Annotated in this window: 9 protein-coding genes; 5 read left to right on the forward strand and 4 right to left on the reverse strand. The window is 39.1% G+C overall.

Translation table 11 applies throughout. From position 1 onward, the window contains the following. Positions 1-993 carry a DNA repair and recombination protein RadA gene (gene radA / locus RE471_RS04210; RefSeq protein ID WP_309215542.1) on the forward strand — a complete coding sequence of 331 codons (993 nt, stop codon included), beginning with the start codon at positions 1-3 and terminating at the stop codon, positions 991-993. Here the strand turns inward: radA and RE471_RS04215 are convergent. Continuing rightward, positions 990-1,757, reverse strand: a complete 768-nt coding sequence (locus RE471_RS04215; RefSeq protein ID WP_309215543.1) for a hypothetical protein — start codon at positions 1,755-1,757, stop codon at positions 990-992. The two genes, radA and RE471_RS04215, sit on opposite strands and share 4 nt — an antisense overlap. Then, complete coding sequence (gene smc / locus RE471_RS04220) at positions 1,735-5,214, reverse strand: chromosome segregation protein SMC (RefSeq protein ID WP_309215544.1); 3,480 nt, start codon at positions 5,212-5,214, stop codon at positions 1,735-1,737. Before smc ends, RE471_RS04215 begins: the two co-directional genes overlap by 23 nt. 320 nt (positions 5,215-5,534) lie before the next feature. Here smc and RE471_RS04225 point away from each other — a divergent pair, with 320 nt between their 5' ends. The 4 genes from RE471_RS04225 (at position 5,535) to RE471_RS04240 (ending at position 10,210) form a co-directional block, all read left to right on the forward strand. Further along, positions 5,535-7,160: a radical SAM protein gene (locus RE471_RS04225; protein ID WP_309215545.1), complete on the forward strand. Its 1,626-nt coding sequence runs from the start codon at positions 5,535-5,537 to the stop codon at positions 7,158-7,160. A gap of 112 nt (positions 7,161-7,272) precedes the next feature. Then, positions 7,273-8,490 (forward strand): bifunctional phosphopantothenoylcysteine decarboxylase/phosphopantothenate--cysteine ligase CoaBC, encoded by a 1,218-nt coding sequence (coaBC, locus tag RE471_RS04230; protein ID WP_309215546.1) that lies wholly within the window; start codon positions 7,273-7,275, stop codon positions 8,488-8,490. A 130-nt stretch (positions 8,491-8,620) separates the two neighbouring features. Continuing rightward, positions 8,621-9,679 (forward strand): DNA polymerase IV, encoded by a 1,059-nt coding sequence (locus tag RE471_RS04235; RefSeq protein ID WP_309215547.1) that lies wholly within the window; start codon positions 8,621-8,623, stop codon positions 9,677-9,679. Further along, entirely contained in the window at positions 9,680-10,210 is a 531-nt protein-coding gene (locus tag RE471_RS04240) for a DUF309 domain-containing protein (protein WP_309215548.1), read from the forward strand. Between the two features lie 142 nt (positions 10,211-10,352). On the opposite strand, the gene RE471_RS04245 is transcribed toward RE471_RS04240, so the two are convergent. Next, positions 10,353-10,604: a hypothetical protein gene (locus RE471_RS04245; RefSeq protein WP_309215549.1), complete on the reverse strand. Its 252-nt coding sequence runs from the start codon at positions 10,602-10,604 to the stop codon at positions 10,353-10,355. A gap of 35 nt (positions 10,605-10,639) precedes the next feature. Next, a complete protein-coding gene (ilvD, locus tag RE471_RS04250) occupies positions 10,640-12,298 on the reverse strand; it encodes a dihydroxy-acid dehydratase (RefSeq protein WP_309215550.1) in 1,659 nt (552 codons plus the stop codon). Positions 12,299-12,467: the final 169 nt, after the last annotated feature.

A 12,467-nucleotide genomic window follows, 5' to 3' on the forward strand; every position in this document is an offset into this window, starting at 1 on the left:
ATGGCAAAAGAAAAAAAGATTGATGACATAGAAGATTTAACTGAAAAAAAGAACCTTACCATAGAAGATCTGCCCGGTGTTGGAGAGGCAACGGCTGACAAGCTGCGTGAAAATGGATATGATGATATTATGCAGATCGCAGTGGCATCCCCGAAGGACCTCGCTGATATCAGCGGAATTGCTGAGGGGGCAGCGGTTAAGATCATTGCAGCCGCCAGAAAATACGCAGACGTTGGTAATTTTGAAACCGGTGAGGAAATTTTACAGAGAAGAAAGGAAGTTTTAAAACTATCTACAGGTGCACAGGGGCTGGACAACCTTATAGGCGGAGGCCTCGAAACACAGTCTATTACAGAATTCTTCGGTGAATTCGGTTCTGGCAAGACCCAGATAATGTTGCAGCTTGCTGTCAACGCAACAATACCCAAAGAACAGGGGGGTCTGGATTCCGATGTCCTTATAATAGACACAGAAAATACTTTCAGGCCTGAAAGGGTTATTCAGATGGCAAGGGCAAGGAACCTTGACCCTGACGAAACGCTCAAAAGAATTCATGTTGCGAGGGCCTACAATGCACACCATCAGATACTCCTTGCAGAGAAGGCTGCAGAAATCGCAAAGGAATTTCCAATTAAACTACTTATAGTGGACTCCCTTACATCGCATTTCCGTTCTGAATATGTGGGCAGGGGATCGCTAGCTGAAAGGCAGCAGCTACTGAATAAGCATATGCATGACCTGCTGAAATTCGGGACAATATATAATGCCGTGATAGCAGTTACAAATCAGGTATCGGCAAATCCAGCAGTATTCTTCGGAGATCCCATGACACCTATAGGCGGAAACATAGTCGGGCATACAGCAACCTTCAGGATATATCTAAGAAAAGCCAAGGCAGGTAAAAGAATTGCAAGGCTTATAGATTCTCCATATCTGCCTGAGGGTGAGGCAGTTATTACACTGACAGAGGATGGTATCATAGATGGTACCTAAAATAATTTTGTAACCTGTATATTACCCATCGGCTCCTCCTGGTTGAGTTCTACCTTTCCAGACTTCTGGAGAAAGAGCAGGTATAAAATAAAATTTGCCCTTTCTGCTTTTGTGTTTCCCCAGTAATCTTCCACAAAAAATGGATTCATATATTTCCCAATTTTTGAGAAAGTTTCCTCTATGCCCTGTTCTATTGTATCAGTGTTGGAATGTGATATGATATCCTCATCAATGTCAGCATCATAATATTCCTCAGGCTCTTTTTCAGGTTTCTTTTCCCTGCTTTTATATACCTTTTTCATAACCGTTAAAAATTCTGTTATTGTAACCCTGGACGCCTCCCTGTGAAACACAGGAACATTAAGATCTGGCATGGAACCCATGGTAGAATCATCTAAATCATAATCCTCATTATTGCCACTTAATTCTTCATTACTTTCTTCTACAGGTTCATCAATGGCGGCATCCATCATTTTCATGCTTTTTTCGTAGAGAACATGCCAAGCGCTTGATATTAAAATTCCGGCAACCTCAAAATTTTCATTTCTTTCCCTGAAAAAAAGATCCTTAAATTCTGAAATATTCACACTCCATGGATCAAGTTTTCCAGTCAAAACCATACGAAATATTTTGGAAACAGTTTCGGAAAATACGTCTGGATAGCTAATATTCTCCTCAACTTCATTTAGAATTTCGGTGTAATACTGGATATCCTCACCCATATCCTGGCTAATCATAGCTTTAAGTATCTCTTCCCTTTCCAAGGTCTTCACCCACCCTTTTTTGAACGATCTTAGTATTTCCACGCCCGTCTGTGGTTACTCCTATTATATTGTCAGCAAATTTTGACACAGCACCTTTCAGGGATACCATTACAACCTGTGAGCTTCTTGAGTTTTCCCTGAATAGTTCCCCTACATGCTCGGCGTTATGGCCGTCCAGAAACATATCCACCTCATCAAGGTAATATAACGGTGATGGGTTTTTAATCTGGAATGCCAGTATAAGCGCAAGAACCGCAACGCTCTTCTCCCCACCACTAAGTGCATCTATCTTTATCATCTGCTTCCCGCTGGGTTTTACCTTTATATAAACTTCCGCATTTAAAGGATCTTCCCTGCTTGTGATTTCAAGGTTTGCCTCTCCTCCCTCGGATAGCCTCGCATATATCTTTTTGAACTGTTCATTAATTGTATCTAGGAGTTCCAGGAATTTTTTCTTTTCGTCCTCAATTATCTGATTCTGCAGTTCTATGAGGTCATTTTTTTCATTCAATAAAGTTTTATATTTAGATTCAGTACTGTTGTAACGCTGCATTTCATTATCATACTGCTCAATTGCCTTCATATTCACTGCTCCCAGTTCCTCAATTTTTCTTGTGTTTTCAGAAATTTTCTTATTTACTTCGTTTATGCTGAGTTTAAAATCTATGAAGTCTACACTACTGTTTTCTATTTCATACTTGATAGTATCAAGCTGGAATGATATATTCTCTATCTTTGCATTAAGTGAGGCTATGATGGTTTTTTTATTGCTTATCATGTCATCATTTTTTCTTATTCCATTAAATATATCTTCCTGTTCTGTGGAAAGTTTTGATTTTTCTTTATAAAGATCTCCCGACCTGGATTCTATTTCACTCTGCCTCTGTTTATTTTCCATGAGTTCTACCTGCATGGACTCAAGTTCCTGATTATATTTTTCAATTAATTTTTTATTATCAGAAATTTCATTTTCAAGCCCTTCTATCTTTTCTGCAAGTTCCCTGCTTTTCTCTTTAAAATGCCCTATCTCGGTTTCTATCTGGGCGAGATTATTTGAATAATTCTCCCTGTTTTTCTGTACCTCGCTCAGCTCATTTTCCATCTGTTTCTCAATTTCAACGTTTTCGGGAGCAAGTTCCTTTAATTTTTTAAATAATTTTTCCTTCTCCTTTTCAAGTTCAAACACCTTTAGTTTGATTTCATTTTTCCTGAACTCAAAATTCTTCTTCCTCTCCTCAGCTTCAGCGATTTTAACATTAATGTCCTTTACCCTTTCTTCTGAGGACTTTACTGCATTTTCAGAATCCTGCATCTGTGCCTGATAACTGGCTATGTTGCTATTTGAGATATCCCTCTTTCTAGTTAGTTCTGCAAGTTTTGTTGAAATTTCACTGTTTTTTTTCTCCACAATGCTTATCTCACTTTTCAACATTTCATTGCTTCCCTCCAGATCAGAGATGGTTTTTAAAATCCTGTTTGCAAGGAGTTCATCGTTTTTTATTGATCCGCCTGTCATTGCACCGGATGGCTCAAACACATCACCGTCAAGGGTTACAATACGGGCACCTGTCATGTGTTTTCTGGCATGTTCCATGGAATCCATAAGCACAGTGTCACCGAAGGCATATTTTATGGCTTTTTCAAATTTGGAGTCATAATCCACAAGATTCCTTACAAAGTCTATGGCCTCGCCAGATCCAACAAGGTCCAATGCACGTTGCCTGTCAGATCCGGTTGATATTTTATTCAATGGTATGAATGTTAACCGCCCCAGCCTTTTTTCCTTTAAATCTTCGATGCAGTCCTGCGCTACACGGTCATCCTCAACTACTATAGAATTAAGCCGGCCTCCGGCAGCAACACTTATTGCATTTGTGTATTTTTCATCATATTCAATAAGTTTTGAGATTGATCCGTATATCCTGTCATCATCCTCCATAAGATTATTTATCTCCTTCATGGCAGGGGATACACTGCTTCTGTAATTGAGACCACGTAACTCTTTTTCCTTGATCCTGATCTCCATATCATTATTATTCTTCGCCGTAACAAGGTCATTTAATTTGTTTCTGATGGTCATGAATTCAGAATTAACAGAATTAATCTCCCTGTTATAACCATCTATATTGCCTTTCAAATTATCTATTTTCCATTTAAAATCCTTTATTTTTACTGTTTCATCCTTTATTTTTTCTTCTTGGAGTGTGAGTTCTCTTGAAAGGGACGATATCTCCTTCTCTATTGAGCTGATATCATTATCATTTATAAGCAGGCTATTGTTTGATTGAATTTCTTTGTCTATGTTTCCTATTTTATCATTGATCTCCCTTGCCATTCTGGAGTTTTCATAATTTTCCTGCCGGAATCTGTTTAATTCATCATTTATCTTTTTTATGCTGTTTTCTGCACCTCTGAGATAGGATTCATAATTTTTCTTTTCCCTGATCTTCTTCTCAAGCTGTTCCTGATTAAATGTATACGCATCTCTTGATGTTCTGATTCTTGATTCAGAATTGGCAACGGTTTCCTTCAACGTTCCAGTTTTTGTCCTGTTCTCAGTAATCTTTATTGTCAGATTCTCTATGGTCTGCCGGATTTTAACTATCTCTGTTCCCCCAATGGCGTCCAGCTGTGTCTGTATTTCTTCTATCCTATTTGCAATTTCCTCCTTTCTCTGCTGGAGGGCATTATTTTCCAGTTCCAGATTGCGAATATCTGCGTTATTCTGGGAAATATTCCCATTATACATGGAAAGTTCCTGGGTCAATCTCTCCCGGTCCTTGACTTTTAAATACAGCTTAAGTTCGTTTAATTCCTTATTGATAGTGTTGTACCGGATAGCATTTTCCCGGTCGACACCAAGAATACTAAGCATATTTTTTATTTCTCCAAGGATCGCATCCATACTGTTTAAATTCTCATTCAATCCATCAATATCGTGCTGGGCATTTTCAATACGTTCTTTATAACTTTCAATTCCGGCTATTGATTCAAAAAGTTTCCGCCTCTCAGCACCGGTCATCTTAACCATATTATTTATATCCCCCTGGAGCACAAAGCTGTAGGCATCAAGATATATATGGAAGCTATCTATAAGTTTAAGAACGTCATTTCTTGTGGACCTTCTGTCATTTATATAATAATTAGACTTATATTCTCCACCGGAATAGGTAATCTCTCTCTTTATGGCATATCTGGTGCCATCATCAGCAATAACATTTAATGTAACATAACAATGCTTCTTTGGTGGATCACTTTTATGTATAAAATCCTCAAGTTTATCCACCCTTACGGTCTTATTTGACCTGATTCCGAGAACAAATAGCATGCTGTCCCCAATGTTGCTCTTTCCTGATCCATTTGGCCCTATAATTACTGTAAAACCCTGATTTACCTTAATAATTTGTTTATTCCCATACGATTTGAAGTTTTCCATTTCTATAGAGTCAACAATCATTATGTATGACAACGAGCATAACTATATGTATTTTGCGTTATATAGCTGGAACTAGTATTTAAGGTAAGCATAATCAATTAATGCCACATAATTTCTACAGAAATGTATGACAATCAACATAAGAAGCATCATATTCTCAAGAAATACAATTTCTGATTCTCTACAATTTATTTGAACACTGTATAATACTTAATAGTTGATTAATATACCATTCTATTTATTCTCAGTTATTGCAAATATAATTCTATTAATAATATGGTTATATAGTAATAATTTTCTAAATTTGATAAAATTAAAATATTTGTATGAATTAATTATTTATGGCAAAAGTAGTACTTACCTCGGATAGGGGGACTTTCACGAACTATGGTGGGGTCTCCGTAATGGGTTACGTAGCATGCATGCCAAATAACGTTGTACCAAAAATTTTGATGGATAAATTCTTCGATCCACCTGCACAGTATAAAAACGGTGAACCTATGTATGTGCCATACCCTCTAAGAAAACTTGAGGCCGCACTTGTCAAAAATGGCATTGAAGATGTAAAAATAGTCCCACCTGAAAGGCTTGAGGATGAGATTGGCGATGATACAAAAGTTCTGGGAATCAATGTCCATGATCCATATGGGCTGAGTCCTGTAACATTCAAATTAACCATGCTATTCGGTGGCCAGATGAGCTGGACTGCCAGATATTTCCAGGAACTCGAAAAGAGGGTAATAAAAATCAAGGAAAAGCGCAACCTGAAGGTTATTGTTGGTGGACCTGCTGCCTGGCAGATCGGGCTTAAAAGACCAGATTATGTTGATACTGTTTTCAATGGGGAGGCAGAACTGGATTTTCCAATACTGGTAAAAAAGGCACTTAATGATGATCCCCTTCCTAAAGATATAACAGGCAGAATGCCGAGGGTTGAGGACATTCCTGAGATTATAAAACCAGGCAGATTCGGAGAGGTACAGGTTACCAGGGGATGCCCCAGGGGATGTTCATTCTGCTCTATTACGCCGGAGACATACCGTACAATACCAATGGACAGCATAAAAAAGGAAATAAAACTATACATGGAAAATGGATATAAAGACATAGAATTGATTACGGATGATATCATGCTCTACGGCCAGAAGAAACTGGGAGTAAACCATGAAGCCCTGGTAGATCTCTTTACAACAACACGGAACATGGGGGCAAGATATATCACATTCCCACATATATCTGCACCGGCTGTTCTGACATCGCCCGATACTGTATATGAAATTTCAGAGATCGCAAGACTGAAGGAATATGGTGCCGAGGCACCGGTTGTTGGGCTTGAAACTGGAAGTACGAAAATAATGCATAAATACATGAACGCCAAACCATTTCCATGGAAACCTGAGGACTGGAAGGATGTAATTTTAAAGGCAACTCAAATAATGAATGAGGCCAGCATATTCCCCTGTTACACAATGACAATAGGCTATCCAGAGGAAAACGATGCAGACCTTGATCAGAGCATTGATATGGTCAACTCCATTATAGAGAATAATTTTACTGCGTGGATATTTCCATTACCTGTTATACCCATGACATCCTCTAGGATAAGCAAAAATCCATTCCCCTACATGGAAAAATTGCCATCCAAATACTGGGAACTGCTTTATCTGTCATGGAAATACAATTTCAAGACCACCAGAAAAATTATACCCCACATGGTTGATAGGTTAAATCCTGTTACAAGGGGCATCCTGAATCTAATGACGGATACAGTTTTCAGGAATCTGGATAAGATATTCCTGCAACTATCCGAATCAAAGGGGCAGAAATCAAGGGACTTCGCATCCGTAAACCTGAATACAATTCCAGGATTCTTTAAGACAGTTTACTGGATTACAAGATACAGCGTAAAAGACCGGATAAGAACAAAGCAGGAGAGGGCAAATCAGGGTGCCAGTTCCGGGGCATAATCAGCCCATACAATACCTTTTTGATTACTCTTTAAGGTTATAAATTCCCATCCCATTTATAAATTGAACCAGGATGGATAAAACATTTAAAACATGATGGACTATTCAAAATATGAACTACATAGAATCACATTTCGAAAATATGCTTTCAGGCAAAAAGGTTATTATCGCAAGTTCTGCGAGCATTTCAATATATAGAATTCCCGATCTAATCAGAGATATCAAGCGTGAAGGGGCAATAACCTTCTCGGCAATGAGCAGGTCTGCTGTTTCAATGATAGGAAAAACCATAATGGAATGGGCCACCGGGAATCCCGTTGTTACAGAAATAACTGGAAACATAGAGCACATTTCCATGTTCGATGAAAATACTGTGCTCCTGGTTGCACCTGCGTCATATAACACCATAGGGAAAATGGCAAGGGGCATTTCGGACAGCATACCATCACTATTTTTTTCCTACGCTCTTGGGCATGGAAACAGGATTGTTGTTGTCCCTGCAATGCACAGGGATATGATGGAAAATCCCGTAAATAAGGAGAATATAGAGATTCTCAAAAAACTCGGTGTCCTTGTTGTAGATCCCGAGTACGATGACACCAAGGCAAAAATTGCTGACAATGATCGGATCATAGATCACCTCTGCAGGGCCGTTTACGGCCATGAGCTGGAGGGTAAGAAGGTGCTTATAATATCTGGAAGAAGCGAGCTTCCAATAGATCAGGTGAGGGTGATAACCAACAGATCCTCAGGCTATACAGGCTACTGGATGGCTAGAAATGCCTTCCGGCTTGGGGCCTCTTTAATAACCTATGTGGGCAACTCACATTATAGCATACCATCATATGTAACTTACATGGAGAAATATAACCTGAAAGAAATCATAATAGAAACAAATACATATATAACCATTGAAAAATATGATTATATACTGATGCCAATAGCTTTAATGGATTTTGACACACAGGAAAACAAGGGGAAACTTGACAGCGGAAGGGAGCAGAATATTATATTAACTCCCCGGCCCAAGGTGAGGGATAGAATTAGGGATATGGCCCCAGGAGCCCTTATGGTCCTATTCAATCTTGACAGCGAAAAATCATTTGATAAGAAAAAATTTGAAAAATCTGATCCTGATATTATCGTGCTTAACAGTTTTGATAAATCACCGTTCGGAGAAACAAACAATGACTATATAATTGTCAGCGGTGATAAAAGGGATGAACTTAAAAATATGAATAAGGCTGACCTGTCCCTTGAAATATTCAGAAGATTAAAGAACATGAAAAGAGACCCGGGAGAACCGGGCATGAATTCACTTATACTCTGATTTTTTTGATAAATCTAGGTAAATATAATTTTAACTCTTGGCAGGAAACACCTTGAATTGCATATGGGATATCATCCACTATTCATCTATATATAGAAAAAATTAAAATCGTATAACATATTCAATAATAATGCCTTTCATAATATTTGTGGACTTTGATTATTTCTATGCGCAGGTGGAGGAAATAATGAACCCTTCCATAAGGGATAAACCTGTAGTAGTTTGTGTGTACTCCGGCAGAACTGAGAACAGTGGTGCCGTTGCAACTTCTAACTACATAGCAAGGTCCCTGGGCATAAAATCCGGGATGCCACTCCCTCAGGCCCTGAAGGTGGGCAAGGACAAAGCCATATTTCTGCCTATAAGGCGTGATTTTTATAAGGAATTTTCAGATAGGGTAATGAAAACCATATCATCCTATTCGGATAAAATGGAAATTGCAAGCATTGATGAAGCATATATAGACGTAACCGAGGAGTGCGATAATTTTAGTGAGGCTGTAGCCCTTGCCGGCGAAATTAAGGAAAAAATATTTAAAACCCATGGTATGAAGGCATCTGTAGGGGTATCAGTAAATAAGGTCATAGCAAAAGTTCTGGGCGATATGGCCAAACCTGACGGATTAAAATACATTGACCCAGAACATGTAGAGGGGTTCCTTGACACACTTGAAATTAACAAAATTCCCGGGATCGGTTCTGTCCTGTCATCCAGATTGAATGATGCGGGTGTACATTATATACGTGATATATTGAGGGCAGATCCTTCGGGAATGACAGAAATACTTGGAAATGCCAAATATAATTACCTACTTGACATCGCTGAAAACAGATATAGCAAGCCTGTAGAAGAACGGGTTAGAAAAAACTTTGGCAGGTACATGACCCTTCAGGAAAATACCAGAAATCCTGATATAATTTTGCCAGTAATCAGAAAGGCTGTGGATTTTGCATATGAAAAGGCGCCGGGAACGCCTGGGGAGATTTCTGTGATAGGCATTATGGAGGATCTTGATATAGTTTCCAGATCCTATTCATCTGGAAGAATTACAAAAGAAAATGCCTATACAATTGCTAACACTCTTCTAAATAAAATACTGGTAGAAGATGATAGAAATTTCAGGCGTGTTGGCATCAGGCTCGGCAGGATAACAAATAATGAAAGCCTTGATGATTTTTTCGGTGTTTAGATGAAAATCCGATGGAATTCAGGAAGATATATCAATATATATGAAATTGAAACAGACCCAACAAACAGGGACACTCTTATGGGAGAACTGCGTAAAAACGATCCGTATGTTTATGACCTAAGGGTGGAATCACATAGAATAGAGCTTTCCTATTTTTATCATATTAACAGCAAAACCATTAAAAGATTGGGGACAAATTTTTTTACATCCAGAATTGATTTTTTGCAGGGGGCAACGTCATTCAGGTTCGCCCATTACCTCATTAGGGATGAGCGCTACTGGGAGGCGCACGAGGTACTGGAAAATCAGTGGCAGGCATCAACAGGAATAGAGAGAGCCACATATCAGTACATAATACTTTTATGCGTTGCCGGTGTACATATGCAGCGCGGCCATAGTACAATAGCCAGAAATGTCATAGAAAGGGCAAACAGGTTGAAAATATGCGATACAATTAATAATATAGATATTGCCTCTATAAAGAAGAAAAAATTATTTGATCCGTTTATCCCATTGAATACACTTTTGTAGTGCTCTTAGTACTTCAGTGCCTGAACACAGCTTCTCTTTCATGAAACGCATGTAGAAATAGGCAGTCTTATTATAATTATAAATTAAATCTAAGAATTTTCATGCTAATATCTCAAATTTAATAATAAAAAATTTTGCCATCCTATAACTTTCCGAGAATCTCCAGGTAATCTGTAAGGTCTTCATAATCACGGATAAGATGAAGTATATCTATTCCAAGTGCCTCCATCATGGTTAGAGCCAGTGATAAGTTTTCCTCATTTTCTTCCGAAAGTTTTTGGGTATTCAACCTATCATATATCTCATTAAAATTCTTTTCTGCCTGCTCTCTGAATTCATCCAGTTTCGCTGTAATGTCTTCCTCTCTTTTCTTCATCTCTTCTGTGCTATCCATCGGTCAAAATTAATAAAAAATATAAAGTCTTTTGGTTATTCCATCACCGCCCCCCTGGATGAGGATGTAACCAGTTTAGCATACTGGTTCAGTAATCCTGTTTTATATCGAATTTCAGGTTTTTTCCACTCCTTAAGCCTGTTTTTTATCTCATTCTCGTCCACCAGGAGGTTTATTTTTCTGTTAGGGCCATCTATCTCTATCATATCCCCATCGCGTACAATTGCTATTGCACCTCCATCCATGGCCTCAGGTGCTATATGGCCTATCATTATTCCTCTTGTGGCACCGGAGAATCTCCCGTCTGTGATGAGGGCAACGCTGTCCCCCAGGCCTTCTCCTATGAGCTCAGAAGTAACAGAAAGCATTTCCCTCATGCCGGGGCCTCCTTTCGGTCCCTCATACCTTATAACTACTGTATCGCCTGGCTTAATTTTCCTGTCCTTTATTGCCCGGAAAGTTTCTTCTTCTGAATCAAAAACCTTTGCAGGGCCCTTGTGGTACTTTACCTTCGATGCAGAGCTTTTAAAAACTCCTCCTTCGGTAGCCAGGTTTCCTTTCAGGATGTTTATGCCGCCATCATGGCTGTATGGTTTATCGAATTCAGAAATTATATTACCCTCAGTATAAATCTTTATATCCTTTAAATTTTCCTTAATGGTTTTTCCAGTTACTGTTATCTGATCGCCGTTTAAAAGCCCATGTTCAAGCAGTACCTTCATCAGAACAGGGACCCCTCCTACTTTATTCAGGTCAGCCATAACGTACTCGCCAGAGGGTTTCATATTTACGATCTCCGGGACTTTCCTGGAAATTCTGTCAAAATCATCAAGGGATAATTTCAACCCTGCCTCATGTGCAATTGCTAGAAGATGTAAGACTGCGTTTGTTGAGCCTCCGGAGGCCATTAATACTGTTATGGCATTGTAAAATGATTCCTCAGTAAGTATATCCCTGGGTTTCAATCCGTTCTCTATAAGGTGCATTACTGCTTCTCCAGTCTGGTAGGCGTATTTCTGCTTTGCGCCGTCAACTGCAGGGGGAGATGCACTGCCAGGTAGTGCCAGCCCCAGTACTTCAGTCATCATGGCCATTGTATTTGCTGTATAGAGGCCGCCACATGCCCCGGCTGTGGGTATGGCATTATCCTCCATGAGCTTGAAATCCTGCTCTGTCATTTTGCCATTCATATACGCTCCAACTGCCTCAAATAAATCCCCGACGGCTATCTGCTTCCCCTTGAAGTAGCCGGGCAATGTTGTTCCTGAATACATTACAATGGAAGGGATATTCATTCTGGCCATGGCCATCATCATTCCTGGAGAAGTTTTATCACATCCAGAGAGCGCAGCAAAACCGTCATAACCATGTGCGTTTACTGTTAATTCAATGGTATTTGCAATAAGTTCCCTGCTAACAAGTGAGTATTTCATGCCCTCTGTTCCCATAGCTATTCCATCTATGACAACCGGTGTTGTAAAAACTCTTGGAGTGCCGTTTTTGCTTCTTATGCCCTCCTTTGTATGGTTGGCAAGTGATAGCACATGTATATTGCATGGCCCAGCTTCATTCCATGCGGCGGCAACACCCACCATATAATTTTTGAGGTCACTGTCATTCAATCCCATTGCCTTCATAAACGCACGGTTCGGTGATCTTTCCGGTCCGGCGTATGTCATGTCTGAACGTTTCATTTTGAAATTAAAGGCATTATTATATTTAACATTTTTTAATTATTCAACAGTTAGTAATAGAAATAACATAATGATTAAATACTGCTTATATATAAACCATATTACCTGTTGTAATTGCTGCGGATTCATTATGTATGTTTGAAATTAACTATCATGGGAATCCCTGTTA

Source organism: Ferroplasma sp. (assembly GCF_031200575.1).
Lineage (GTDB): Archaea > Thermoplasmatota > Thermoplasmata > Thermoplasmatales > Thermoplasmataceae > Ferroplasma.

Bases quoted from the DNA above. Each gene is read 5' to 3' on its own strand.
- ilvD (WP_309215550.1), bottom strand. From the start codon at position 12,298: ATGAAACGTTCAGACATGACATACGCCGGACCGGAAAGATCACCGAAC.
- coaBC (WP_309215546.1), top strand. From the start codon at position 7,273: ATGAACTACATAGAATCACATTTCGAAAATATGCTTTCAGGCAAAAAG.
- RE471_RS04235 (WP_309215547.1), top strand. From the start codon at position 8,621: ATGCCTTTCATAATATTTGTGGACTTTGATTATTTCTATGCGCAGGTG.
- RE471_RS04225 (WP_309215545.1), top strand. From the start codon at position 5,535: ATGGCAAAAGTAGTACTTACCTCGGATAGGGGGACTTTCACGAACTAT.
- RE471_RS04240 (WP_309215548.1), top strand. From the start codon at position 9,680: ATGAAAATCCGATGGAATTCAGGAAGATATATCAATATATATGAAATT.
- radA (WP_309215542.1), top strand. From the start codon at position 1: ATGGCAAAAGAAAAAAAGATTGATGACATAGAAGATTTAACTGAAAAA.
- smc (WP_309215544.1), bottom strand. From the start codon at position 5,214: ATGATTGTTGACTCTATAGAAATGGAAAACTTCAAATCGTATGGGAAT.
- RE471_RS04245 (WP_309215549.1), bottom strand. From the start codon at position 10,604: ATGGATAGCACAGAAGAGATGAAGAAAAGAGAGGAAGACATTACAGCG.